Origin of the sequence: Microcoleus sp. F4-D5 (assembly GCF_036704885.1) — a bacterium.
In the GTDB taxonomy this organism is placed as follows: Bacteria; Cyanobacteriota; Cyanobacteriia; order Cyanobacteriales; family Microcoleaceae; genus Microcoleus.
On sequence record NZ_JAUBSX010000003.1, the window covers coordinates 1 to 26,988 of the forward strand.

At 44.8% G+C, this 26,988-nt stretch carries 16 protein-coding genes and 1 pseudogene; 6 read left to right on the forward strand and 11 right to left on the reverse strand.

What is annotated here, in order from left to right:
* Positions 1-82 precede the first annotated feature (82 nt).
* From QUA80_RS02235 to QUA80_RS02250, 4 genes and pseudogenes are all read left to right on the forward strand, one after another.
* Positions 83-265, forward strand: a pseudogene (locus QUA80_RS02235) (IS1 family transposase); the annotation flags it as partial.
* A gap of 543 nt (positions 266-808) precedes the next feature.
* Entirely contained in the window at positions 809-2,437 is a 1,629-nt protein-coding gene (locus QUA80_RS02240; RefSeq protein WP_333421003.1) for a site-2 protease family protein, read from the forward strand.
* Between the two features lie 217 nt (positions 2,438-2,654).
* Positions 2,655-3,605, forward strand: a complete 951-nt coding sequence (locus tag QUA80_RS02245; protein WP_333421005.1) for a hypothetical protein — start codon at positions 2,655-2,657, stop codon at positions 3,603-3,605.
* A 238-nt stretch (positions 3,606-3,843) separates the two neighbouring features.
* Positions 3,844-4,512, forward strand: a complete 669-nt coding sequence (locus tag QUA80_RS02250) for a hypothetical protein (RefSeq protein ID WP_333421007.1) — start codon at positions 3,844-3,846, stop codon at positions 4,510-4,512.
* 122 nt (positions 4,513-4,634) lie between these two features.
* Here the strand turns inward: QUA80_RS02250 and QUA80_RS02255 are convergent, their stop codons facing one another.
* From QUA80_RS02255 to glpX, 3 genes are all read right to left on the reverse strand, one after another.
* Positions 4,635-7,646: a UPF0182 family protein gene (locus QUA80_RS02255; RefSeq protein ID WP_333421009.1), complete on the reverse strand. Its 3,012-nt coding sequence runs from the start codon at positions 7,644-7,646 to the stop codon at positions 4,635-4,637.
* Between the two features lie 295 nt (positions 7,647-7,941).
* Positions 7,942-9,234 carry a glutamyl-tRNA reductase gene (locus QUA80_RS02260; protein ID WP_333241170.1) on the reverse strand — a complete coding sequence of 431 codons (1,293 nt, stop codon included), beginning with the start codon at positions 9,232-9,234 and terminating at the stop codon, positions 7,942-7,944.
* Between the two features lie 145 nt (positions 9,235-9,379).
* Positions 9,380-10,417: a class II fructose-bisphosphatase gene (gene glpX / locus QUA80_RS02265; RefSeq protein ID WP_333421011.1), complete on the reverse strand. Its 1,038-nt coding sequence runs from the start codon at positions 10,415-10,417 to the stop codon at positions 9,380-9,382.
* Positions 10,418-10,526: 109 nt separating this feature from the next.
* Here glpX and QUA80_RS02270 point away from each other — a divergent pair, with 109 nt between their 5' ends.
* Together QUA80_RS02270 and QUA80_RS02275 are read left to right on the forward strand one after the other, a co-directional pair.
* Positions 10,527-10,796 (forward strand): hypothetical protein, encoded by a 270-nt coding sequence (locus QUA80_RS02270; RefSeq protein WP_333421013.1) that lies wholly within the window; start codon positions 10,527-10,529, stop codon positions 10,794-10,796.
* A gap of 117 nt (positions 10,797-10,913) precedes the next feature.
* The gene (locus QUA80_RS02275; RefSeq protein WP_333421015.1) at positions 10,914-11,531 is read left to right on the forward strand and encodes a CP12 domain-containing protein; all 618 of its coding nucleotides are present in this window, start codon (positions 10,914-10,916) and stop codon (positions 11,529-11,531) included.
* Positions 11,532-11,628: 97 nt separating this feature from the next.
* On the opposite strand, the gene QUA80_RS02280 is transcribed toward QUA80_RS02275, so the two are convergent.
* The 8 genes from QUA80_RS02280 to QUA80_RS02315 form a co-directional block, all read right to left on the reverse strand.
* Entirely contained in the window at positions 11,629-12,033 is a 405-nt protein-coding gene (locus QUA80_RS02280; RefSeq protein ID WP_333421017.1) for an MAPEG family protein, read from the reverse strand.
* 83 nt (positions 12,034-12,116) lie between these two features.
* Complete coding sequence (locus QUA80_RS02285; protein ID WP_333421019.1) at positions 12,117-13,034, reverse strand: AraC family transcriptional regulator; 918 nt, start codon at positions 13,032-13,034, stop codon at positions 12,117-12,119.
* Positions 13,035-13,151: 117 nt separating this feature from the next.
* Complete coding sequence (locus QUA80_RS02290; RefSeq protein ID WP_333421021.1) at positions 13,152-13,535, reverse strand: VOC family protein; 384 nt, start codon at positions 13,533-13,535, stop codon at positions 13,152-13,154.
* A gap of 150 nt (positions 13,536-13,685) precedes the next feature.
* Positions 13,686-14,357, reverse strand: coding sequence for an SOS response-associated peptidase (locus QUA80_RS02295; RefSeq protein WP_333421024.1), 672 nt, complete (start codon positions 14,355-14,357; stop codon positions 13,686-13,688).
* Between the two features lie 352 nt (positions 14,358-14,709).
* The gene (gene uvsE, locus QUA80_RS02300; RefSeq protein ID WP_333421026.1) at positions 14,710-15,654 is read right to left on the reverse strand and encodes a UV DNA damage repair endonuclease UvsE; all 945 of its coding nucleotides are present in this window, start codon (positions 15,652-15,654) and stop codon (positions 14,710-14,712) included.
* A gap of 339 nt (positions 15,655-15,993) precedes the next feature.
* Positions 15,994-16,200, reverse strand: a complete 207-nt coding sequence (locus QUA80_RS02305; RefSeq protein ID WP_172190898.1) for a hypothetical protein — start codon at positions 16,198-16,200, stop codon at positions 15,994-15,996.
* A gap of 118 nt (positions 16,201-16,318) precedes the next feature.
* Positions 16,319-23,680, reverse strand: a complete 7,362-nt coding sequence (locus QUA80_RS02310) for a sigma-70 family RNA polymerase sigma factor (RefSeq protein WP_333421286.1) — start codon at positions 23,678-23,680, stop codon at positions 16,319-16,321.
* Complete coding sequence (locus QUA80_RS02315; protein WP_333421028.1) at positions 23,677-26,988, reverse strand: helicase-related protein; 3,312 nt, start codon at positions 26,986-26,988, stop codon at positions 23,677-23,679. The genes QUA80_RS02310 and QUA80_RS02315 overlap by 4 nt, the downstream gene beginning before the upstream one ends.

A 26,988-nucleotide genomic window follows, 5' to 3' on the forward strand; every position in this document is an offset into this window, starting at 1 on the left:
GTTTTTGAGCAACAGCTTGCCGGATCTTCAAAGGCAGCTACTTTTAGATGCGCTCGTTTTTTAGTCTAAACTCCAGTTAAAACGTCACAAACCCGTTGGCAAAGAAAGTGGTAAAACCAGTCATCTTGAAAGATTTAATAATACTTTACGCCAACGAGTTTCAAGACTTGTAAGGCGAACTCTTTCTTTCTCAAAAAAATTAGAAAATCAGATCGGAGCCATTTGGTATTTCATTCATCACTATAATGAATGTAGAGCCGGGTAATATCCCGGATCACTACATATTTATGACTACCCAGCCAGCCGCAGGTTCAAGTCCTGCCGTACCCGTTAACTAAACCTAATAGCATCAAAGCTTTGAGCCGTTCTTTACCGCAAGGGAGACAGCGGCTCAAACCTTATTTGTTGTGCATTTGTTTCGGATTTGTTTGGCCTGCTCAAATCCGAAAAACACTCACGTCCGCGAAAAAGCCCCGCCTGCCAAACCGGGGCTAATTTTCCAGCTTCTCCGATCGAGACTGCCAGTTTTTTGAGTTAGATCTGGACGCATAAATACCGAATAAACCTGGTTTTTAGCAGTTTTCAAGGTCGGGAGGCAGTATTTTCGCAATAAACACCCGGTTTCTGACTGGCCGTGCGTAAATCTTATGAGTATGTGTTTGCCACAGCCCATGTAATATCATAAAATGTGTATTGTGTCAATATCAGATCGCAGGCGATCTGAAAACAGCAGGACGCGGCGGTTGTGGCCCGAGTAGCCCTCAGGGGTTATCCTTAGTAATCAGGCTAGTTTCCGACAGGTTTGGATATGTTCCCAGCAACTTTATTTCATATTCCTCAAAATTTAATGCTATCACTCGACCGCGGCGCGATCGACCTATTAAAGCCGCTATTGGCGCAAGCAACCGGAATGCCTGTAGTTGCATCGGAAAATACGGCAACCATTGCCCTGGTATTGGTTGCTCTGGGAATTCTAGGTTGGGGATTTTATCGGGCCAGACCTTTTGGCAAACTGGGAATTTTGGCTTGGTTGCAGTCAGTTGCGCTGATGAGCCCCTGGCTGCTGTTCTTTGGTTTGTTCGCCGCCGGGATTTACCTCAATCTAGTTGCGGTATTGTTGCTGCTCGTGGCATCCACGGGATTGTACATTTATCTGGGCAGGCAATTGCGTAAGGCTGCATCCGATGCAGTGCTGCCGCGCCCGGATGCTGCTGAGGTAAATTCCGAAAGCGATGATTTCTCAGCCTCTGACTCGCAGCCGACACCAGCCAAACAAATCATTAAGATCGTCACAGCGCCACCGGCAACTAATGAATTAGAAATAATTCCCGTTCCAGTTGAAGACCTCAAGGCAATTCAAGGCATCTTTGGCATAGATACTTTCTTTGCCACAGAAACGATTCCCTATCAAGATGGGGTAATCTTGAAAGGCAATCTCCGGGGAGACCCAGAACAAGTACACTCGCGTTTGACGGCAAGTTTGCAAGAAAGATTAAACGATCGCTACCGCCTATTCTTAGTAGAAAATCAGGACGACAAGCCCGTAGTTATTATCTTGCCCAGCACCAACGACCCGCAGCCAACTACCGTATATCAAAAAATCCTAGCAGTCGTACTGCTGTTGGCAACAATTGCTACCAGCTTGGAAACAGGCGGTTTGCTGCTGGGTTTCGATTTCTTTAACTCGCCGACTAGATATCTAGAAGTTCTGCCAATTGCAGCCGGAATTTGGGCGGTTTTAGGGTCGGGCGAAATTGCTCGCCGAGTGCTGGCAAATCGGTACAATGTTCGCTTGAGTTGGCCGTTTTTTATACCAACTTTGCAGATAGGTTGTTTTGGAGCGCTCGACCGTTTTGAGTCGCTGCTGCCCAACCGTAAAGTTTTGTTTGACATCGCTTTTGCCGGGTCAGCGGCTGGGGGAATAGTTTCTCTGCTAATGCTGGTAACGGGTTTGCTGCTGTCTCACCCCGGCAGTTTGTTTCAAATTCCCACGGAATTTTTCAAGGGATCGGTTTTGGTGGGAACTTTGGCAAAAGTGGTTTTGGGTTCGACTTTGCAGCAGCAGATTGTTGACGTTCACCCGCTGGTTGTTATCGGTTGGTTGGGCTTGGTAATAACGGCGATTAATTTGATGCCGGCGGGACAGTTGGACGGCGGTAGAATCGTGCAAGCCATCTACGGTCGGAAAATAGCAAGTCGCGCTACTTTGGCGACGTTTGTGGTGCTGGCTATCGCTTCTTTAGTTAATCCTTTGGCTCTGTATTGGGCGATCGTGATTCTGATTTTACAGCGCAATCTGGAACGGCCGAGCCTCAACGAGCTGACTGAGCCTGACGACGCTCGCGCGGCTTTGGGTTTGCTAGCTTTGTTCTTGATGATTGCTGCGCTGTTGCCTTTGACTCCGGCTTTAGCAGGCCGTCTGGGCATCGGAAACTAACAGCAGCGGTGCAGCTTTGGTAATAGGCTCTTGGGTTGCGGTAAATTAGTGAAATCTAGGAATTGGGCGATCGGGTTCTTAACTGCTAATTTCCAATTAAGAGCCGCGCCCCAGGTTATTTCTCTCTTACCAAAAGTTGATTTTTGGACTGCCCAAAATTTGTTTAAACTCGATCGATAAAGTAAAAATAACTTATCTAAGCATATAGGATAAAGTCATGGCTAATCAACTTCCTCCTGTATTGGTAACTTTTGATGCAGATGTTTTGATGGCTGGCAGAACCCAAGTGTGGCAAGAATATGCCAAGGTGGGAACTTGCTATATCCCGGAAGTAGTGTACGACGAAATAGATCGTCTGACAGGGCAAGCGGTGGAAAAAGCTCAAGAGCAAGTAGCTAGAGAGTTTATGCGCTTTTTTGCCGACAGCGGCTGGATAGCAACTGACGCTCAGGAAACACACCGAGCTCTGGAACCTTCGATTAAAAATCAAAGCAAGCCAGCAATGCTCGTAGTGGCGACGGCTCAGTGCGTTTACGGTTTGGCTCAAGAACACCCGGAGGCATTGGTGGTTTTTGTGTCCAACAGCCAGCCTCTGCTAAAGCGGCTGGCTTCTGTAGGCGCTACGAATCTCTGCGGGATTACCGGGGCAATGCTGTTAAATTGGGCGAGGAAAGGGGAACGCCCGCCGGCGGCGACTCAGCAATTGCAAAGTTTGATGCGTTCCCTCGCCGAACGCAAATCGACTCAGCGCCCTAACAGCAGAATTCAGGATGCTGCTGTTGGCCAAACGGGGGCTTCTGCTAGCAAGTTAACGGGAACCCGCGGCGCTTCTGAGCTAAAGTCGCCCAGCAGTTTTACTAAAACTAATAAAACGGGTTTGACTCAGAGCCGCAGTGCGAGCTCGCGCCCCAAAACGCCGCCCCGCAGTCGCGAGGAGTCGAAAGATTACGAGCCGGCTGTATATCGCATGAAACATATTACACCTCCGAAAAAAAGGGACAGCGGTTTTCTGTCTACTGTGTTCAATTTTTTGGGAGCGTTATTTTTCTTGACGGTAGCGGTGGGTATTTTGTGGCGAGTGTTCGATGTTAGGGGTTTTAGAAAGACTTTTGTGCCGGCTCTACCGCAGCCCGTGCAACAATTTGTTAAGTCGATCGACCCTAAATAATCTGGTTTTCTGAAAATTCTACCTTATTATACCTTCTGATGTGGCTGATTTGCACCTTCGGAAACTGGGATAGCACGCTTGATTAATACATCGGTTCACTCCCCTAAATATAGCGGTAAGCTGCTCGTGGCGCACCCTACGGTTAGAATTTCTGGCCTTAGTCGGCTGGGAATTTTCAACGGCTACTATCACAACAGAAGATGAACGCTTCACTTTAGTTCTCTAAAAATCCATCGCCATGCTGAACGGGAACCAAATAATTAGTGGATTAGCACTGGCTTTTGCGGGTTTTGCTTATGCTTTAGTATTGTTTGTTCTTCTTCCCTTCAGACAGTACGATTATGCAGCACCACTTGGGGCAATAGCAATGGCGATTGCCCTCACTATAGCAATGAATTGGCTGTTGTCTGCATCGTTGCTAACTGGGTGGAGTTGGGTGGCTGCATTATTTGGTTTTCAGGTAGCCCTCATGTTTTTTGGTAGCGTGTTTCTGGAAGATGGGCTGTACCTGCCAAATTTGTTGTTTGTTGGAACTATGAGCGTAGGATATGTGAGCGTTTATACCAGTTTGTCACAACAAAAAACACTGGTAATTGTGGGTTTATGTACAGTATTTTTCCTAGCTTCAATGTACTTCTCTTTGATTGGCGGCTATGTACTCAAAGGCAAAAATCCTTTTCATGGTTCTTCAACCCAGATGCTGCCGCTGTTGAATCAAAGGGTAGAAATTATCACCGACAATCCCAAACAATTGTATTTGAATGGTAAAACTGGCGAACTCACGCATATTGAGCGTTATGAGGTGACTGTGAAACTAGATTCGGGAGGAGACGAGAGATTGATGTGGCCTTATGTCGATGTTTGGTGGCAGGATATTAAGGCTGCTAGCGAACAGAAATCGCAGTAATTTATATCGTTTCCGGTTGCATTGGAATCATAAAATCGAGTCAACACTTAACAATCAACAATTCAGTTTTTCGACCCAGAGTCAAAAGTCAACAGTCATGAGGAGTGCAACCGGAATTGATATCATTCACTATTTAAAGCTGGTGCTGTTCCTTCTACAGGTCGAATAATGGCCGGTTTATTAGTAGATTGTTGCTGAAAAAGTGCCTTGAGTGCCAATTCAAGATTTTCTGCCATGACTATGCGGTTTTCGTAGACAGCAATAACTCTGACTAAAGTTGGCAAACTATTGCGATCTGCTTCTAAGTAAAGAGGTTCCACATACAGTAAAGATTGTTCTATGGGAATTACTAATAAGTTTCCTTGAAGTGCTTTGGAACCCTGGCGATTCCAGAGAGAGATTTGTTCGGAAATAACCGGATCTTGGTTAATTAAAGCTTCTATTTGTTCCGGACCGTAAACTAATCGCTGTTTGGGAAATAGATACAGCAGCAATTTTCCGTAATTGCCACCATCAGATCGCCCTGCAATCCAAGCAATTAAATTGTTGCGACTTATTGGTGTAAATGGGAGGAGCAAAATAAATTCTTCTGTTGTTTCCGTTGGCAGTTTTGTAATCAAATAATACGGTTCTACGGGCTGCTGTTCGGTGCCATAAATTTCCTTGGGAACTCGCCACAAATCCTCCCGATTGTAAAATACTTGCGGGTCTTCCATATGATAAGTTAGCAAGCGTTCGGATTGAATGCTCAACAAATCTACTGGATACCTGATATGTTTGCGGAGAGCCGGAGGCATTTTGTCAAGGGGTTTGAAGAGTCCGGGAAAGATAGCCATCCAACTGTTAATAATCGGATCGGATGGATAGGCAACGTAGAAGTCAACAGACCCGTTGTAGGCATCAATAACTACTTTGACGGAGTTACGAATGTAGTTAAACTCATGATTTCCAGGGTCAGAATACGGATAGCGATCGCTCGCTGTATAGGCATCGATAATCCAGTAAAGATAGTTGGGAGATTTGTCATTAGCCGAGGGAGAAGGTTTAATTTTGTTGCCATTTCCCTCCCTTTCTTGTTCTATATCTTCATTGCTAAGATTGGCGTTTGCTACTACTAAATACGGGTCAGAATCGTAGCGCAAAAAAGGAGCGATAGCCCGGACTCTTTTATTAATATTTCGGCGGTACAGCAATCTAGTTTCTGGCGTAAAATTGCGGGTCAGCGCCATTTGCCAATTTTTGAGATAATTAGCAAACAGCCAGCGCCGCCACATAGAACCGATCGCAATTCCCCCCCTACCGCTGTAAGTATTGTAAACATTGTCTTCGCCGCTGGGATAGTCGAATTCTTTGACTTTTGTGGGCGTCATCGCGTCTGTATCGGTGATTTCGCCGTAGTAAATTCGCGGGTAGCCGATCGGAATACTGGCCCGAATTTGAGCGCTAGTGACTTCCAAAGCAGTCTCTCCTGTCTGGGCTGCAACTCCAATATCTTTGACAAAATAATCGGGTAAACCGCCGACACCGACTCTGTTTACGGGAGAAAGAGTAAAGCCGTAACCGTGAGTGTAAACTAGGTGTTCGTTCACCCAAGTTTGAGCTTCGGGGGCAACTGCTGTGTAATCTAATTCCCGCGCTGCCAGAAACACTTGTTGGCTTTCCGAATCTCCCTTTTGTGCTTGTTCCTTTTTGATTGTGTAGCGATCGATATCGGCATCAGGAAATGTATAATAGGGTCTGATTTGTTGTAACTGTCGGTTTGTTTGCAGCAGCGGTCGCTTGTCCCACAGGCGGATGTTGCTAATAGTAAGTTGATTTTTTTCTAAGTCGGCATAAGTAAGTTGTCCGGCGGGATCGAATGTTTTTATTTCGATTTTATTGAGTTCAAATGCTTCTTTAGTATAGGCAATACTGCGCTGGATGTACGGCTGTTCTCGTGCTAGTTCGTTAGGTTTAACTATGAGTTGCTGCACAATTTTGGGTAGCAGTAAACTTCCCAAAAAAATTAAAGCTAGCCACGCTAAAATAATTTTTTTTATGAGTTCATTCTTAATTTTGAATTGGCAAACCTGGTACAGCATCAAAAGTGCGATCGCCCCTGCCAAAATACTCAAAAATCCATAGCAGGGCAGCCGCACCGTCACGTCAGCATAATTGGCCCCGTAAGTAACGTCTCCCCGCGCATACAGCAATGCGTAGCGCCCCAACCAGTAGCGGAATGCGGCGGCTAGCATTAAAGCTGCACCCAACCCGTACAAGTGCCGCTGCTGCGATCGAGAAAACCCCAAAAATATCCCTTGACTCAGGCTATTTCCTGACAGCAAATATGTTAAAGCACAAGATACTAAACTGTACAAAAATACAACTGTCAGCCCGAATCCTAGCAAATCTAAGATTGGCAAAATAAATACATAAAAGCTAATATTTTGATTAAAAAGAGGGTCGGTTGTGTTAAAATTAGTAGGGTAAAAATATTGCAAAACATTTGTCCAGCGACTGACGGCAATCAGCCCGATCGCCAAACTGAGAAAAAGGGCGATCGCCCGCAGACAAAAATCAGGCTTAATTACCACAGCTAACATTGTTCCCAGCAGCAAGCCCAACTCCCACCAGCGAGAAAATAGCTGTACCACTATTTGCTGGATTGACTCAATTCCCAACTGCAGGGGCGGTGCAGGCAAATTGTCAGCTATACCGAAATAGGTGAGGCTGCTTGCAGCTAACAGCCCGCAGTGAATTGCGGTCAAAGTTGCGATCGAACTCAATCCGAATACCGCCAACAGCAGCCAAAAAAAGGTAATTTGAGATTTAGCAACAGGTAATTCGTAATTCTTCCCCGTTTTTTTCGCCCTCAGTGAAGCGAATAGTGCCGCTGAAATTGGCGATTTGATTTCCTCGGCGGGATGTTGCAGGCGGCGGGCTAAAGCCAAATTTCCGAAGAAAAAGGCAGAAGAAACAGCAATTGCGATCGTCCCCAGCAACCCTTGAGTTTTCAGCTTTAACAGAAAAACCTGAAGATATCCAACTTCTTGAAACCAGAAAATTTCTGCCGCAATGCGACACGCAAACTCAAAAACCAGCCACAGCCCTACAATCCATACAATTAATTGATAAATTTGCCTTCTTAAAGTCATAAAAACGATCTAAAAGTAGGGACATGACATTGCCCATAGGTGTCAACTTAACCCGAAATACCGCTATTAGGCTTAAGTCCTTGGCTCATAAATCGAGTCCTCGCTATGAAGACTAATTACTAATCAGTTCTTCAGTCCTCTGCAAGAGTAATTGAGCTTTGAGGCACGGCTTAAAACCCTACCGCACTCAGAGTTTAAGGCTAAGTTGACAGCAATAGACAAATGCCTGAGTCCCTACAAATATAATGTACAGTCAAGGGAATCTGAATCGAAATTTGAATCGAAAAAACTCCTGTTAGCTGTACTGTTGATTGACATCCACATCCAAATTAAACAGCGTCTGCAAAGTTTGCATCGCTTGCCGCCGCGCCTCAATATCCTGCTGAGCCCGCAACTGTACCATCGGATCGTGCAAAATTTTATTCACAATCCCCCTTGTTAAAGATTCAATCACATCTTGATGTTTCTCCGAAAATTCAGAGCCCAGACGCGATAAAGCTTTTTCTAACTCTTGTTCGCGAATCAATTCTATCTTATCCCGCAAACAGCTAATAGTAGGAACAGTTTCCAGACTGCGCCACCAGACATCAAAAGCCTCTACTTCCTGTTCCAGGAGTCCCTGAGCTTCCATTGCCATTTTGCGGCGGCTTTCGTGATTTTGAGCTACCACTGCTTTCAAGTCGTCCACATTAAACGACTTCACATTAGCGAGTTCGTTCGCATCAGCATCGACGTTGCGCGGCACCGAAATATCCACCAACATCAAAGGGCGATTCGGGTCTAAAACTGTTTCCAATTTAGCTTTATTTAAAAGCGGATCGGTAGCGGCCGTACTGGTAAAAACCAAGTCTGAATCGGCAATTACCTGCATCATTTCCGAGAGCGGATATAGGTGCAATTGAGCATCTTTAAAAAGGCTCGCCAATTCTTCAGCACCTCTGGTCGATCGATTTACGATCGAAATATGGCTAGCTCCTTTTGAGAGCAAATGCTGCACCAAAAGCCGCGACATTTTGCCAGCACCGATAATAGCAATCCTGCTGCTTGCTAAATGCTGACCTTTCATTTGAGCCAATTCTGCCGCCGCCGAAGAAATCGAAACCGCACCGGTACCGATGCTAGTTTCCGTGCGAACTCGCTTCCCTGCTGTGAGAGCTTGTTTGAACAAGCGCTCTAAAATTCTGCCTACACCTTTGTACTGTTGGGCGAGTTTGTGAGTTTGTTTCACCTGAGCCAAAATTTGTCCTTCTCCGAGCACCAAACTGTCTAGGCCAGAAGCCACTCGCATCAAGTGCATCACCGCATCTTCGTGCAGCAAAATAAACAGGTGAGGGCGCAAAGACTGCACATAAACTTTACTGCATTCGGAAAGGAACTGAATAACCTCTCGCACACCAGGCTCAGACTCGCTGGTAACAATATAAATTTCTAAGCGGTTGCAAGTGCTGAGGATGGCAACCTCTTGAATGTGCGGGTAGCCGCGCAATTGGGCGATCGCTGCTTCAACTTTCTGTTCTGGAATGCTCAGTTTTTCGCGAACTTCAACCGGCGCTGTTTTGTGGCTGAGACCTACGACTGCAATATTCATATCTGTGATTTGTCACTATTTCTTTCTTAGTTGTTAACAGTCACCTGTTATTATTTCTTAGTTTATCGCTAATTGCTAATCACAGGTGACTGTTAACAGTTAACTGTTAATTGTTAACATTTAACTGTTAACCGCCAACTAATCACTAATTCAATTGCAAAGCTTTCGGTTCGTCAAACATATGGATTGTATCCACAAACCGAGCAGTTTTCGACTGAGAAGAAATTACCAAACTTTCAGTGCGAGCGCCGCCGCCAAAGAAGCGAACTCCATCCATCAGCGTTCCGGGAGTAATCCCGCAAGCTGCAAACAAAACTGTTTCTCCAGATGCCAACTCTTCAGCATTGTAAATCTTGTCAGGGTCTGTGATGCCCATCTCTTTAAGTCGAGCTATATTGCTCTCTTTGCTTTCACCGATCAAACCAGTTTTTACAACAGCCGGATCGTAAATTAACTGCCCTTGGAAGTGACCGCCCAAGCAGCGCATTGCTGCTGCGGAAATCACACCTTCCGGTGCTGCGCCAATACCCATAAGTGCGTGGATGTTGGAACCAGAAAACGCGCAAGAAATCGCTGCCGAAACGTCGCCGTCGCTGATCAGCCGAACTCTTGCACCCGCTCCCCGAATTTCATTAATTAAATCTTTGTGCCGGGGGCGATCCATGACCACCACCACCAAATCTTCAATACTGCGGCCGAGGCAATCAGAGATAATTTTGAGGTTTTGAGTGGGCGTTTTGCGAATATCTACATGATTCTTAGCAGCCGCAGGAGCAGCCAATTTGTTCATGTAGAAATCCGGTGCCGCAAACAAACCACCTTTTTCAGAGATTGCCAAAACTGCCATCGAACCGTTTTGACCGTAAGCCACGAGGTTAGTACCTTCGCAGGGGTCAACGGCGATGTCAATTTCTACCAATTCATCTGGGTTACAGAAAGTATGGGCATCCTCGCGGGTACAAATACCTACTTGTTCGCCGATGTAAAGCATGGGTGCGTCATCGCGTTCGCCTTCGCCGATCACGATGCGACCGCGCATATGAATTTTGTTCATGCGCTCCCGCATGGCTTCTACAGCCACTCTATCGGCTTCGTCTTTCTCGCCTTTGCCCATCAAGCGAGCGGAGGCGATGGCTGCCTGCTCAACTACTTCGATAATCTCTAAACCGATTACATTGTCCACGAACTAGATCCTCCCAACTGCTGATGCGTGCCTTGTGCTCTTTTGCACTCCCAGCCATCAAGTTTATCAGAGGCGGGGATCTGTGCGAGCGCAAGCAGTTGCTTAGTTTGTGTTAACTTTTACTTCTTTGAGACTGGGGCTGGAAAATCTGGGCAAAACCAGCTCAAGATTAGATCGCCCCAATACTTCAACTCTTGCTGGGACGATCGCACCCCAGCCCGGTATGAGCGGGAAATCCGGCATTCCCCGAGGTTCCGGAGGATCGATCGGCGGTTTCAGGCAACTTGTGATACCGAATGCCGTTAAAGGTTTTATGATTAGTTTGCGATCGCGCGATTTCTCAGAAACCTGGTTGCTAGACCGGACTTATCGTTACTAAACCCAATATTTTGGTAGAAACCGGGTTTCTGAGGGTAAGTCCTCATGATGATGGCACATCAAAAGGACAGCTCTAGATCGGGACGCAGTAGACTTTATAAGCAGGAAGCAATAAAAAATGATGATGAAAGCCCAAGATATTATGACCACAGAAGTTGTTACCATTCGCGGTTCGGCAACTGTAGCTGAAGCGGTGGCGATGATGAACGAACTGTGTTTGCGCGCGTTAATTGTGGAACGCCGCCACGAACAAGACGCCTACGGAATTGTCACGGAAACGGATATTGTTTACAAAGTAACAGCCTACGGAGTAGACCCGCAGAAAGTCCGCGTCTTCGAGATCATGACCAAACCGTGCATCACGGTGAATCCCGACTTGGGCGTGGAATACGTGGCGAGGTTGTTCGCCAATACCCGAATCCGCAGAGCTCCGGTGATTCAAGACAAACTGCTGGGCATTATTTCAGTAACCGATATCTTGACAAAAAGCGATTTTGTCGAAAAGCCGAAAAGTATTTTATTTGAGGAAGAAATCGAACGGGCGATCGCGGATGCCAGAAAGATCTGTGCCGAGAAAGGCGCTACTTCTACAGAATGCGCGGTAGCGTGGGATATTGTAGAGGAAATGCAGGCTGAGGCTTCTCACCAGCGATCGATCAAGCTTGAAAAAACGGCTTTTGACGAGTATTGCGAGGAAAATCCCGAGGCTGCTGAAGCGCGGATGTACGAGAGTTAATTTAGTGATTAGTGATTAGCGATCGGTCATTTGTCAGTTGACAGGAAAGCAGTTGGCAGTTGGAAGAATTAAAAATTCTGCCTTCTACCTTCTGCCTTTAGAAGAAAGTCATCACAGTTAAGGTGACTAAGCAACTTAACTGAATCACTAAGCACAAAAGACGAAATATTGGATTAATCCCAGCGATGTGAATAACTGAGTGTACAAGCCGAAACACGATGTACGCAACAATCAGCAAATCTACCGCTGTTCCAGATACGCCCCTCCAGGTAAGCAGGAAAACAACTCCCAGATATAAAGGCAGGTTTTCTACTAAATTTGACTGAACCCGAAAGAGTCGCCACAGCAAACTTTCATCGTTTGGTGTCCCAAAATCTTTGACCGATCCACCCGCAGATAGATGCCGGATTCTAACTGCGAGCAAAAGGATGACGACAGCTATTGTCCAGAAAATGAAAATTGCTAAACCCCATAAGGGAAAGGTCATGTTAATCGAATTCACAAACAAACCTCCTAAAACTTACTAATAGTTTAGGAAGCTCGCCCTCAAGAAATATAGAAAAAAGTTGCGGGATGTTTGGTAGATTATTGCGATCGCCCGGGCAGGAATTGTTTCGGTGTCATCCCCAGCAGGCGCTTGAAACATCGAGTCAAGTGACTTTGGTCGCAAAATCCTACCCGGAAAGCAATATCTGCGATACTAAGTTCGCTCTCTTGCAATAGGTACTTGGCTTTCTGGATGCGGCGCTGCAAGATATACTGGTGGGGTGTTAAGCCCGTGCTTTGCTTGAACAGACGTAAAAAGTGATAAGGACTGATTTGGGCGATCGCAGCAAGTTCAATGAGCTTTACGTCTTCATGAAGATGTTCGTTGATATACTCGGTTATCTGTTGCAGCTTGGGTTTAGATAATCCATCCGTATAGCTAGAAAGCCGAGGTGGCGCGGTACAATAATTCCGCAACAGGTGAATGGCTAATGCGGTTTTGAGACTGTCAACCAGCAAATAACCGCCGATTTTGCCAAATTCTAATTCTTGTCTCAAGGCGGCGAATATCCCTTGAATCAGGATATCTTGCTCTGTCATGTAATGAGGGATCAGTTCAATGCGATCGGGATTTACCAAATCTTGAGCGACTTGTTCCAGGAGTGCAGGGGCGATCGCCAAAATGGTAAACTGAGCTAAAGTATTCCAATTGCAGCGCTGGGAAATACCCGCCGGAATCACCGCAATGTCTCCCTGATTCCGCGCTTCTGTTTTGAGCTTACCATCCAACCATCGTTCTCCCGATGGATCTCCCGACACATCAAAAGCAGGACAATAAGCAATAACGTGCCACGTACCTTGATGTTCGGGCGTGTCAAACTGCGGCTGTTGATGGTGTTCAAAATAGATATTATCCCATCCTGAACTTGCCAGGACAGCGGGCTGAGGCAGCATAAAATCTGTTGCTTTCTCTTGACTGAAATCAATCAGCTTTACCTCTGGCTCTAAGGTTCTCATGTTGCGCTTAAATAGATTGAGAATTATTTGATTTTGTAGGGTGCCTCCCTGTCATATCTTCGAGGAAATTTGTAGATTGACGAGTGGCGATGCACCTTACCACAGCGTTTTTTTTTCTTAACTGTTTGGCTCCATACAAAAGACGTTCAGCTTATTGCCATCAATATCCCGAAAATATCCCGCATAAAACCCCGGCAACACGCCTCTTGGTCCTGCTGCTCCTTCATCCTTAGCCCCAAGTTCGATCGCTTTGTTATAAACTAAGTTGACTTTTTCTGGACTGTCAACTTGAAGAGCGATCATTACTCCATTGCCAACAGTTGCTGTGTTACCGTCAAATGGTTTTGTAATAGCAAGTGCTGGCCTATCGGGAGAAACGACCCATGCGATAAATCCGTCGAATTCCATGAATCGTCGAGCGCCAATTTCAGCAAGCAAAGCATCATAAAACTTTGCTGCACGTTCAATATCGTTGGTACCGAGTGTAACGTATCCGATCATATTTTTTGTCTTCTAACTGATGTTAAGATTTAAAAAATGTTTGAGCAAATAATAACTGAGTTAAACTGCGGCTTAGAAAACCAAAGCTACAGCTCAAACATCATTTTACATCATAACTCAAACTATCTCGGTTTCGTCCGCTGCAATGATTTATTGCCGATCGCTAATACATTCGGGACTGTCTCTACTTGGACTGTTGACGATCGCACTTACGGCCTTTGCTTTCATGGCTTCCGAAGCATAGGGCTTTAACAGCGGCAAAACTTCCTGAGCATTTTTAACAGCAGGATCTAGCCACTGTTGCCAATCGCTGTCGGGCAGAATCACCGGCATTCGATCGTGCATCGGCTGCACTGTTTCGTTAGCAGCGGTAGTAATTATACTGCAAGATACAATGTTTTCTCCTTCTGGAGATTCCCAATTTTCCCACAAACCGGCAAAAGCAAAAGGTTCGCCGTCTGCCTTTTGAAAATAGTAAGGCTGTTTGTTCTTTCCCTGCTGCTGCCATTCGTAGAAACCGTCAGCGACTATCAAACACCGCCTGTGCTTGATGGCGCTGCGAAAAGCAGGTTTTTCTGCTACAGTTTCCGATCGCGCGTTAATCATCCGACTGCCTATTTTCATGTCTTTTGCCCAACTTGGAATCAGACCCCAGCGCATAAATTGAAACTGTCGCTGCATTTTTTTTGCATCAACTGTGACTGTGGCAACTGATTGAGTTGGGGCGATATTGTATCGCGGTTTGATGTCGGGAACTGCCGACAGTTTGAAGAACTCGGCGATGATTTCACCTGAAGTAGTTAAAGTGTATCGTCCGCACATAATTTATAGTTGGTATTAACGCGGTTTTTACCGATTCCGGCAGTCCGGCAGTCCGGCAGTCCGGCAGTCCGGCAGTCCGGCAGTCCGGCAGTCCGGCAGTCCGGCAGTCCGGCAGGGGTTTAAACCCCTGCCTCATAGCTAAAGTCGGTTAAAACCGACTGGAAATACGAGATCAATATCTATCTATTTTAGTCCTCTTTTAGAGGACTTTAGCTATGAGACAGGGGTTTTTAACCCCTGTCGGATTGTCGGACTAAACCGATTTCTACGAGACATTTTCGATTTACCGTTGGGTGGGAGTGGGTTTTCGAGATGATTGGTTTTAGGCAATTATTGTTGGTAAAACCCGCCCCTACGAGACATTGCTAAATTGTGGAACATTCGCAGACAACCATTCGGCGCGCAACTTTTCAATCGCTAATTCTTTAAATTTAGCTTCTACTTCAATCCAAGGAGCCTGATAATAGCAATTAGGCATTTCTGTAATTAAATCGCTGTGGCGCGGATCGGCAAAAAAATCTTTTCCATTCGATATGTGTACTAATTGCCATTCAGGAACAGACCAAGTTGTGCGGGCTGCTGCTAGCATTTCGGCAACGCTGGGATGGTCGTAAGTTTCTAAATGTTCGTGAATGACGTGGTGGTGGGCGTCAAAAACCATTGGTACGCCGGTATCGAGACAAACTTCTAAAATTTCCGAGGAACTGTAAGCGTATTCGTCATTTTCAAAGGTTAAGCGCGATCGAATCGATTCTGGTAAATCGCGGATGACTGACTTGAGTTGCAAACTGCGATCGCCCTTGCCGCCGTGAATGTTCATCAGTGCCTGGGGCGATCGGGGCTGTCCCAACATATCTAAAATTAAAGCATGAGCCGCGAGAATTTTAATGCTGTTTTCTACAACAGAAAGCTTGTCGGAACTGAGGACGACAAATTGATCGGGGTGGAGTACCAAGCGGATGCCCAAAGACAAAGCGCGATCGCCCGTAGTCCGCAATTCCTCAGTCATGGAGTGTAGCACTGCTTCCCCCAAATCTGTATCTGCAAAAGGGAACAGTGCAGAAGTCATGCGGTAGAGATTAATCTGATTAGCCGAACAGAAGTCGATCGCTTTGTCAAGCCGTTTTAAGTTGTCTGTATAAAGATCGCGCAATACTTTTTCTTGTTCCGTTTCTGTAAGTTGCAACAGTCGCTTCCGCGTGACAGTGCGAAAGCGAACTGCATCGGATGTTGTAATGCAGACTAACCCCAATTCCGGCAATTTGTCTTTTTCCAATACTTGGTTAATCCCGCTCATTTATCAATAATTCCTAACTTGAATTTTAGGTTAAATAGTTTTGTCGTAAGGATTTTAGTCCTTTGTTCTGAAGCTGTTATATCAATTCCGGTTGTATCGGAATGATTAAACCACAGAGGGCACAGAGGACACAGAGAAAGAGAAGAGAGAGATAATAATTCCGATGTCAACGGATTTGATATGAAGGTACTACTGAACCTGCCAAAATAGTCCGGCAGAGATTGAAATCGCTGGCGGACTCTGGAAGTGCAAGATGTAATTAGCACAAACCTGATTTTTATCAAACATCTAATCAACAGCGTCGCAGATAGCATATCGATGCCAATTTAATCGATATAACTATTGCTGTTCTTCGCCAGACTCAGCCTCTTCGTCGGGCCGCGCCGTGGCAACAGGATTTTCCATTGCTTCGTTATGGAACGGATAACCGGATGTTTCTTGATTTAGCGGGTCAGCGGGTTGGTCGTCAGGGGATGTAATTTGACCGTTAGTGTTGGTATTGGGTTTTGTGGAAGAGCCTTTATGGCTGGCGTGACCGCTACTCATCTTTTTTTCCTCAATTAGGTCGCTCGAACAATTTCTAGCTTAGACTTAGCTGCTGCGGGCGATCGCCTATCTTAAGTCAGAGATCTGCTTAAGTACATCGCACAGCAGAAAGTTTGTATTACTCTGCCATAGATTCGAGCAGACGGCCAACTACAGGGTCAATCTGCCAGTAATCCTTACCGTCTTGCTTCTGATTTCCTAAATGCGAGACAAGACTGAGGAGCTCCGCCCATCTGAGAGTCTGCTTGACAATTTCAGGCGATACATCATCAAGAACCTCAATTAATTCCTCAACCGCTGCTGCTTCTCGCCATTCGGCCAAAGTTCTCATCACCAGCTTTAGTTGAGGTTCGCAACCGTCAAAGCCCATTGAATTAATTAATTTGTCAGAGTTATTAAATTGATTCTTCAGTTCCGCCAAGGAATCTTGCCAGCGATGCGGATTAGATTGAGAAAATTGATAGAATTTTTGCAACAGGTTTGACCAATTCCCTGTAACTTCCGTAATCTTCTTTCTAACTTCTAGTCCGCTGGGCAACTTAGCATCTTCCAACCAATGTCGCAGCGCCGCATCGTGCCAAGGTTTGAGACTGAAAAATCTCACTTCTTTAAAGTAATCAAAGCCTCTGGAACTATAATTAACTAACTCCCAAACTTTCTGAGGGTCGGCGACGAAAGCAAGCTGGATAAACGAGTCTTCCTTCTTCAATCTTTTGATTTTCTTAATTGCCTCATCAACCCAATCCTTACTCCAAGGGGTGGTGGGTGATACAACAACGAGCGTCGTGGTATCTTTCTTGCGACGGTTACTAATTTCTGTCAAACGCTGGTTGAAATCCGATCGATCGGAGAGATTTTCTAAATAGTGAATTTTGCAATCTTTCTTACTAAATGCTGCTTCCATAAAAACTCTCAAATCGTCAATTCCTGCGGCTTGGCAGCCAAATATAATAGAGACACCATACTCCCGGCGCAGCAGCTCTGATTCCTGTTGAACAGTTAAAGGACTGCGCCGGGAATCAGCTTTATTTTTGACAAGAGGAGACCGAAAAGTAGCAGGTTCGTATTCAGGTGGAGCTTCACGCGGTCTCAGAAGCTCTGCTTCAATTTCTGGTTGCGTACCCATAAGCAAGGCTAAATTAGAACTTCTCAGAGTGAAGTAACCTGGATTGGTTTCTCGTAAAACTCCTAATCCGACCATTTCTTCTAGTAAAGCAAGAATTTCATCTTCCGATGACCTTCCCGCGAATCCGTCAGACCACCAATACAAGACTTGTTCGCGAATCCAAGATACAGAAAACCCATCCTCCATGCCTGTTTCATCCTCCTGAGAGCCATCAGCAATCGAGTAGGCAATTACCTCGTAGCGCTTATCTAGTCCCAATGTCAACTTAAAGCGATCGCGAATATTATTGCGAAGGTCTTGACTTTGATAAGCTTCTTCTACATGGCGAGAAGTAATCGCGTAAGGCGGACTAATTTTAGGATCGAAAGTAGGGACATCTGGGTTAGTAATGTGCTTGAGTAACTGCTCGCAATAGAGTTGAATCAAGCTCGGATAATAGTTAGTCTGCCAAAGAATGCGCGGGATTAAATCAAGTGATTCAAAACGATAGCCAAGACTAGCCAGCGGACGTTCTACCAAAGCTGTTGCCGCACGCATTTCACCATTATTCAGCAGAGGCCCAATGCAGATCGGCCTGCCAAAGTGAGCCAGCGGATGATTTGCTTGTCTAGTGGTTCTCAGAACGTTGTGCAATCCGGCAAAGACTACCTTAAAACGTCGGTCAGTTTCCATCATTAATTTTCTGAGTTCATCGCAGCGGAGGAAATCCTCCTTACCATCGGCTTCAAGGAAATTATCTGCCTCATCCAACAACAGCAAAAAGCGCCGCTGCTTGTCCAATTCCAGCCAATTTTTAATCCGCAGCAAGCTGCTTTCGCCAACGGAATTGCGCCGATTGGTATCAGGAATTTTTAATTTATCCAATTCTCCGTTTAGTAAATCCCAAATCTTATCTAAAGCTTGGTTGCGTCCAATTTCTTTAATATCCAAAAATAGGGCGTTCCTTCCCGCGTCGGTTCCATGAAAAGTCCGGTGTACATACTTAAGCAAAACGGTTTTACCTAACTGCCGACCTCCATAAATCAAACAAGAACCAAGAGGATCGATTATGGATTCCCGTTCTCGTACTCGCCCGTAAAACATCTCAGGCGGAACCTCTCCTGCTGCGGTTTTATAAGGTTCTAAGAAAGTAAAGGGTAAGGTACAATCAAACAATACAGGTAAGCGTGTTTTTTGTTCTCCGCAAAGGTAGAGCATCAGCACATCATCTATCACAATGAAAGTGCTCCGACGCTGCCGACACAAATCAGCCAAATCTCGGCGTTTCTTTTCAGTCATTCGCCCAAAATGAAAGACGAATATCGGCCCTCCAAGAGCAGTTTCTCCAACGGCATTGAGGAGATCCTGTTCGTTCGGTCTATCCCATACACAAAGAATGCGGTAATGGCCCTTCGCGGCTGAACCATAGGCAGACACAGGACAGCGATTTTGGTCAAATATCGGCTCAGCATTAACGTCAATCCAGGTATTTTGTCCTGATTTTTTAAATGTAAGAGATGTTATGTTAAAACCGAGGTTGCTTAGAATTTGGCGAGCATCTTTCTCTGTGATTTCTTGCTTCCTTCCCTTGGCTGCAAACCAAGCATCTAGCATATCAGCGGCTTTTTTGGCTTGAGTTCCTTGCGGTATCTGTATTTTTGCGATACTTTTCCCTTTGGAAATGTTGGGAATTAGGTCTTGCTTTTTTTGTCGATCGCGATCGCACTCCTCAAGCACTTTTTCGATCGCAGCATACTTATGCTCGAAGAAGTCTTTAAAAGCATCTCTTTTTTCCTCTGGTTCAGGAAGCGATCGCCGCTCTTGCAGCATAGATATATATTCCTTAGCCGTCAGGATATCGCCTTGCTCCAATACACTGCAAATTCTGGTACGATCGGCATCTGCTATACCTGTTTGCTGAAGACTCTCTAATTCCTCGGATACTCGATCGATCTGTTCCTGGCGCTTGGCGCTAATTCCTTGACCGATCGCCCGAAGCAGCTCAATTTTTTCGGAAAACCGCCTGGTTGTTACATGAGCATTTTTAATGCTTTCAATCTGTGCTGCATAAGCACTTCTATCTGTTTCTCTTAGTAAACCAAAAGCTACGGCACTTTCGAGCTGTTTGCTAGTAGTCTCGACCTGCTCCTGCAAAATTCCTTGACACTCTTCAATCCGATTATTTCGTAAGTCCTTTAGCTGAGCGAGGTCTATTTTTGGTTCGGGGTAGAGTTCGAGGTATTCGATGATTTGCGCCGTAGCCTCGTGATTTCCCACAGCTTTTGAACTACAGAGATAACTGTGCAGATCGAATGCTTGTTGCCAATCCCAAATATCATTTTTGACTAACTTCAAAATTCCATCTATACCCGCTTCTGCATTAGCGATATCCAGTTCCCAGGCATCGTTGATAGGGATAGATGGCATTCTTAACAGATCCGCGTGTAGGATATGTCTTGGGTCAGGTTCTGTCGTTGGCAATTCGGTATCTGGATCGAAGATATTGCCGATATCTTGCACAGCTTTTCGGCAACAAGCGATACCAGCTAAAATAAACACTGGAGGTTTTGTCGCCTCAAAGGTATCCAATTCTTTGAGAACAGTATCTTGAAGATTCTCAATATCTTGTTTTAACTGTTTGGCTTCTTTCTGAAGATAATTTTCGCTTTCAGCTAAGCGCAATTCCTGCTCCTTAACCCAGCGACCCACCCAATTTAAAAATTGCCGAGCGCGAGAGCGAAGCTGAATGAGGGCTTTACCTGTAATGATACCAGCACCTTTAGGGCGACGAATTTTGCGCTCTGTTCGCTGAATTTCCCAGTCTAGATTGGACTCATTAGACAATCGCTCGATCTTCTCCTTAAGGAAGGGAAGTTGGCTCAAATCTTTTTGCTTGATGGGAAGCCACAGAGTGTAAAAAAGTTCACCGGGGTTCAACCACTCGACCCAAACTTTCTTTGCATGACCGTAAATCAAATCTTGTTGCGGCGCTTGAGACCACCAATCCTCGATTTTTATATACAAATCGTCTAAATCTTTTTGCAACGCTGCCAGAGTTTTTGCTTTCTTGATGGCTTTTGTATCTAGGGCCCGCTGCCGATCGCCGTGTTGGGCGATAATTTGGCAATAATCATACAGTTTGTCGAGTCCAGCACCGAATTGAAGCTCCTGGAAAAGGTGCGAAGCACCAGTATTTGGGGCTAGCAAAGACGGCCGCAGTGCTGCTGCTGCCAAGAGCAAGCTTACGGCTTGATTCCATTCACTTTTTTCTGGTAATAAATAGCTAGCGGTGTAACTGGTGAAATCATCTTTAAGCAGATTTGCAAGTTTTCCATATCCTACGTCATAGCGCAGGTTTTGTCCTAGCAATACTGCTCTAATTAACTGCGGTGGCAGGTGCGGATCGAAGTTGGAATATTTTTTTTCAAAGCAGCGAGCTAAATGAAACGCAAGGCTGAGTTTTTCTTCAAGAATCAGCCGCCAAACTAAGTCGCGCAAAACTGCTGGGCGTTCTCGATCGGGGTCGTCCAAGATGGATTGAGCGATTTGTTGAGCGGTATCATTGGGCGAGAAGCTGTAGAGAGGCTGTTTTTCTTCTCTTTTTCTATTCCCCGGCTTGTCAACTTCTTTTCCTTGCTTCTTTTCCGAATTTTGATGATTTATCTGAGTTGCGGTTGGCGCTTCTGTTGGTGGAATATCTGGGATATTTTCAGTGATTGGCTGCGCGATCACCTCCTCTATCAAGACCGCGTTCAACTCTGCTAATGGTGGTTGTTCTAGAATAGGAACAGTTTCAGGTTCCGGCTCCTCAACTAAGGAAGTTGCCTCTAAGTTATTGTTAGTAGAAAGAGCAGGTAAATCTGGTATTGCTTCCGAGTGAATAATCAGTTTACCTCTGACTGCTGCCATCGCCAGAGTTCTTCCAAACGATTCAGATACGGCATCATGTAAGGAATCCAAACGCTCTTCATCTGCTTCTTCCAATTCTGCAATTAGTGTTAGCAGTTTGCAGAATGGATGATTGCCGTCAGCCAAGACTTGGGTGTCTGGATGCAAGTCAGACTCTTGCCATTCGGAGATAGCGCGTTGAAGTTCGCGGGCTTTTTCCTGACATTCCAGCAATGATTGAAAATTGCTCTCTACTCGATGGGCGATCGCTAAAACTCGTTCCAGAACCCTCAAAGCAGAGTCGCGGACAAGAGCGATCGCACTTTTTTGCTTCTCGGCAAAATCAACACGCTCAAGTACAGACTTGATATCTGCTAAAGAACCAATTTCCTCAGTTTTCAGCATTGGCGATAGTGCCAAATATTCAGCCAGTTCTAGCACCTTGTTGCGAAGCTGAATAAAGTTTTTCCGGGACTCGTCAAGTTCTTGAATCAGCTTTTGAGATATAGGTATACCAGGGTCTAGCAACTTTCGACTCGCCTCTAACAGCCGTGCTTCCAGTTGAGAAAAAACCTCTTCTAGTGCGGTGAGTTGTTTCAGTAAATCTGCTGAATTTTGTACCATCGGTGTAATCACTCCATTCAAGTCATTTTCTGTCCGTTCGGCAATGTGGAAATTATGAGCGTTCAAAATTGCATAAGTGAGGTTGTTTTCATTTTCATCGGTCTTCGACAAGTAAGTCTGAGTCAAATTTGTTTGTTCTATATTTGATTCTTCTCTGAAGTTATTAAAAGGAATTAATGGTTCGGTAATATTAGCTATATCAACTATTTTATCACCAACAGGCTCCTGTAAGAAAGTGTCGCAATGGCTGCGAGACAAGTTTTCTGGAATGTTGAACTGTCTGGGCTGCATCGGTTGGGCGATCGGTCTTTTTGTCTGAGTTTGATAAATTGCTGTAGGGCGAATATAATCTTTTAAAATGCTGTTGCGGTTGGGATGGCGCAATCTTAGTAAAGCCTTAGCCTCAATTTGCCGAATCCGCTCCCGGGTAACATGAAATATATTGCCGATTTCCTGTAGACTTTTCTCGCGGCCGTCATCCAATCCGAATCGCATCCGAATAACGTCACGTTGTCGAGGGCTGAGAGTATCTAAAACGCTTTCTAAATCTTCGGTAAACAAATTTTTAGATGCTTGTTCCTCTGGTGTTTCTCCATCGAATTCAATCAACTCTCCCAATGTACAGTCTTCACGATCACCCATTTTAGTATCTAAGGAAATGATAGATTTAGCAGATTTAATAACAAATCGCAATTTGGTAATTGTTATCTCCATTTTAGTAGCGATTTCTTCTTCGGTAGGCTTGCGACTGATTTCTTCAGAAAGCTGTTTGGTAGTTTTCTTAATCTTAGAGATAGTTTCATAAACGTGAACTGGTAGGCGGATAGTCCGCGATCGTTCGGCAATAGCCCGCGTAATTGCCTGACGAATCCACCCATATGCGTAGGTGGAAAACCTGTTGCCCTTCGTGCAATCAAACTTTTCTACAGCCCTGATTAAACCGAGATTTCCCTCCTGAATCAAGTCTAAGAAATCCAGCCCTCTATTTTGATATTTTTTAGCAATGGAGACTACCAGCCGCAAGTTAGACTCTACCATTTGGTTTTTAGCTTTTCGGCTGCCCTCTAATTCTAACTCAGCAATTTTACGAGCTAGTTCAATCTCTTCGTCAGCTTTGAGCATGGGAATTCGACCGATTTGTTGCAGGTAAACCCGAAGCGAATCTGGCGGTAGGCGCTCTTTTTTAAATTTGATGCTGTCAGGAATAGTTTTATGCCAAGCTTCATGAAATTCGTCAAAGTTGCTAAAGCCATGATTCTCATGCAACTCTGTCAAAAAAATATTGAAGAGCATTTTTAAATGAGAGTTTGTCGGACTGGCGAATGGGATATCTTTAATATGTTTGACTTTTCCTAATACATCTTCAGATTGATTGCGCTTGTGTTGGCGACGGTTGATAATGGATAAAGTCAGAGTTTCTCCATGCTGAAAGAGAACGATCGCCGGCATCCGTAAAATTTTATTAATCTCGCGGATAATCCCGTCAAGTTGTTCGATAGTGTACGCACTCCTCCGCAGTGCGATCGCGAAAAACAAGTAGGAAGTAAAAAAGGCACTCTCAGCACTGCTAGTATCAAATTCGACAAACTGGTCATTATCTGCAATTTCTGTCCCGGTAAACTGGAAGAGAAAATCAACCGACAGCCATTCCTCTAAGAGAGCTTTTTGGGAGTTGAGCTTTTGATCTATGTCAAAACTCGCAATAAAGTTATCCGAAGTATTGGGATAAAATTGACTCGTTCTGTCACTTCGGTAGCCAAGAGCGAAGAACAAATTACGGGCGTTATCGGCTAGTTTTCCCTTGGCAAAACTACTTAAAGCTTCATTAATAGATGCTTTAGCTTGTTGTTCGCTGACGCTCATTTAATCACCAGCCAGGTAATCAGTTCAAAATCCGTTGTTGCTTTAACCTGATGCGCTTGCTCAACCAACACAGCACTGCGGCTAGACAGCAGGTGGCCGATGAGCCGCTTGTTGTAAATACCTGCAATTGAATCAACCGCCCGCTGAAGCAAATCATTATACAAACTCATATCAAATCCGTTCTTAGTTTGTCTATCGAACAAGTTGCACAACTCTTCATAGGGAACACTACACCCCGCGCACAGCAACTGATATATTTCAAGTATTTGTTTGGGTTGAGCAAAAGTTAATCGCACTTCCTTATTTTCTCGAACGTAAACTAAAAAGTATGGTTGCAGCGGGTTGACGGTTTTATTATCAAGAGAATCGCCTTTTTGTTTGAGGCAAAAAATTACGCCCGGAGCAATTATCGGGTACTCCGAGTTAGTTGGAACTACTGCATAGAGTCCTAAAGGGGCATCTTGGAGTAGTTTGCGGTTGCTCTCAATGTATTTGGCTAGTTCCATTCGGAAATCATCGAGAGTGAATTCCGTTAGGGCTACAGTCTCGGTGAAATCTTCGAGATCCAGCACCTCATCTTTCAATCGCAGCAACTGCTTGTCGCGGTATTTCAAATCACTCTCAATCAGTTCTTGAATTTCCTTTGCCTCCAGTAGGTTATCTTCAAATGTACCAGCCATGTCCGCTAAAGCCATCCGTGCTTCTACTCGATTTTTCAGATTGATGTATTGATCCAAGTCCTCTGTCGGCCAAAAATTAATTAATTGTACCGTGTGGTTGGGGCTGCCAATGCGATCGCACCTACCGAACCGCTGGATAATTCGGACTGGGTTCCAGTGTATGTCGTAGTTAATCAGATAATCACAATCTTGTAAATTTTGCCCTTCGGAAATACAATCTGTGGCAATTAATAAATCAATCTCGCCGTCTTGCTGCATAGATGGAATTTGGGCGCGTTTCTTGGCGAAAGGCGAAAAATTTGTCAGGATGTGATTGAACTCGTTTTTGCCAAAAGTAGTCTTATTTGCCGCCGATCCCCCAGTGACCAAAGCTAGGTTAATTTTCAATTCTACTGTTGCCCATTCCCGCAATCCTTCGTAGAGATAGACTGCCGTATCTGCAAAGGCAGTAAAAACTAAAACCTTGCGATTTGATTGGCCATGCTTGTTAGTCGTAGGATGCTTGACTTTCTCGGCGATCAGTTCTTTTAACTCAGCCAGCTTGGCATCGCGTTCAACAGAAATGCTTTGGGCAGAATTGTAAATTTTTTTAAGCTGTTCCTTGTCGTTTTTGAGGTCTTTTAACCAGGTTGCGACATCGAGGTGCGCCATTTCAAATATCAGCTTCTGACCTACTTGCATGGCATCTTGCAACTCTTCATCGTCCAAGTCTTCAATCATCAAATCGCTGAAAGTTACTGTCTGGTTAGCGTCGCGAAATTGCTGCAATTGCTTAAACTTTTTAATTTTTGCCTCTAGAGCTTCAGTTTTTTTAATCGTGCGCTCCATTGTCAGCCCAAAGGAATGGATGGAGCTTTCTAAGCGTTTAAGGAAATTGACTTTCATCATGCCGATCAAACAGCGTTCGCGATCGCTCTGTTTGAAATTTCGCACTCCTTTATTTTCATACACCGAACGGTATGGCGACAGGACATATTTTGAAGGGTTGAATAGCGAGAGTTGATATTTAGAAATTTCGCTGTTAAGCTGTTCGTAGGACAGGAACTCACCCTTTAGGTCAATCTCAGGAAATACGGAGATGGGTTTGAGCCGTTCTGGAAAGCCGCCTAATTGGGCGATCGCATCTTTATAGTATTTTTGAATGTGCTTGCGAGATCGTGCGATCGTCAATTCGTCAAGCAGTTTGAAAAAAGCAGAACTAAGTTCTTCCAGCAGTTCGCTAGTTTTGCGTTCCCTACTTTTCTTGGCCCACTTGGTAAATTTCCCCTGAGCATCAGCTAGTGTATCGCGCAGACTGGCAATTCCCAGCGATTCCCCAAACGCAGCGTCGCCACCTTCTGCGATCAAATAAAGTTGATTCCGCAAATCCTTTAAATCATTGTTAACCGGAGTTGCTGATAGGAGTAGCACTTTAGTTTTGACACCGCTCTTGATAATATCATCCCTCAGCCTTTCGTAACGGCTCTTTCTAATTAGATTGCCAGATTCGTCCCATTTACTCTTGATGTTGTTTCGGAAATTGTGGGATTCGTCAATAACTACCAAGTCATAGTTACCCCAATTAATCGTTTCTAACTTAATGTCCCCAGACCAACCGGAATCGCGGCTCAAGTCGGTGTGAGATAGGACTGTATAGCTAAAGCGGTCTTTAACCAAAGGATTGAGATCGCTATTGTTCTGTGCTAGATATACAGTCCAATTCTCGCGGAGTTTTTTGGGACACAGAACCAAAACTTTTTCATTCCGCAGTTCAAAATATTGAATAACCGCTAGAGCTTCAAATGTTTTACCTAAACCAACGCTGTCAGCAATAATACACCCGTTATATCGTCGGATTTTATTGAGGGCTGCCTTAACTCCGTCTTTTTGAAATTCAAATAGAGATTTCCAAATTTCTGTATCAAATAGATGTAGCTGTTCGCTGAGAATATCGCTTTTTTCTAGGTCATCTAGAAAAGTCTCGAAGATATGAAACAGAGTTTTGTAGTAGATAAACTCAGGAGTATTATTCTGGTAAAGTTGCTCTAGGTACAGCAGCACATCTTGTTTGACATCTTCGATGAGTTCGGCATCATTCCAGAGTTCATCAAACCAGGCTTTAAGGTCGCGGGTATCGCGTTTACTATCTACTTCTAGATTGAGTTCAATATTGTTATATTTCGTACCTAATCCCAGTCCCCGCACGGTAAAATTAGAACTGCCCATAATAGCATTTTCAGTTCCCTTATGAGCAATGTGATACATTTTGCCGTGCAGTAAATTAGATTGCTTTACCGACCGTATCTGTACTTTTTTCTCAATCCATTCTGCACATTCTTTCGCAACCCGCTTTTGCTCCAACCGATTCTGTAGCTGCAAGCCCTCATCCTCAATTTGGAACGCCTTTTTATCTGTTTTACTGGGGTCAAGGGACTTGATGAAGCGCGGTTCGCCAAACAGAAATTTCAAGCTTTTAATACCTAGAAGTTGTTGCTTCAAAGCATCAAAAGCATAAATTGTAAAGTAAGCAGAAACAATTGACAAGGTTGAGTTTTCCTCGACCTTGGCTTTCAAAAAATCGCCCACAGTGCCGCGGTGGCGGTTGTCTCTAATTGCCGACTTTGGGAGAGAAGCATCATGCTGTGACAT

Coding starts and splice junctions, on each gene's coding strand:
- QUA80_RS02240 (WP_333421003.1), top strand. CDS start 809: ATGTTCCCAGCAACTTTATTTCATATTCCTCAAAATTTAATGCTATCA.
- QUA80_RS02245 (WP_333421005.1), top strand. CDS start 2,655: ATGGCTAATCAACTTCCTCCTGTATTGGTAACTTTTGATGCAGATGTT.
- QUA80_RS02250 (WP_333421007.1), top strand. CDS start 3,844: ATGCTGAACGGGAACCAAATAATTAGTGGATTAGCACTGGCTTTTGCG.
- QUA80_RS02255 (WP_333421009.1), bottom strand. CDS start 7,646: ATGACTTTAAGAAGGCAAATTTATCAATTAATTGTATGGATTGTAGGG.
- QUA80_RS02260 (WP_333241170.1), bottom strand. CDS start 9,234: ATGAATATTGCAGTCGTAGGTCTCAGCCACAAAACAGCGCCGGTTGAA.
- QUA80_RS02275 (WP_333421015.1), top strand. CDS start 10,914: ATGATGATGAAAGCCCAAGATATTATGACCACAGAAGTTGTTACCATT.
- QUA80_RS02285 (WP_333421019.1), bottom strand. CDS start 13,034: ATGAGAACCTTAGAGCCAGAGGTAAAGCTGATTGATTTCAGTCAAGAG.
- QUA80_RS02290 (WP_333421021.1), bottom strand. CDS start 13,535: ATGATCGGATACGTTACACTCGGTACCAACGATATTGAACGTGCAGCA.
- QUA80_RS02295 (WP_333421024.1), bottom strand. CDS start 14,357: ATGTGCGGACGATACACTTTAACTACTTCAGGTGAAATCATCGCCGAG.
- uvsE (WP_333421026.1), bottom strand. CDS start 15,654: ATGAGCGGGATTAACCAAGTATTGGAAAAAGACAAATTGCCGGAATTG.
- QUA80_RS02305 (WP_172190898.1), bottom strand. CDS start 16,200: ATGAGTAGCGGTCACGCCAGCCATAAAGGCTCTTCCACAAAACCCAAT.
- QUA80_RS02310 (WP_333421286.1), bottom strand. CDS start 23,680: ATGAGCGTCAGCGAACAACAAGCTAAAGCATCTATTAATGAAGCTTTA.
- QUA80_RS02315 (WP_333421028.1), bottom strand. CDS start 26,988: ATGTCACAGCATGATGCTTCTCTCCCAAAGTCGGCAATTAGAGACAAC.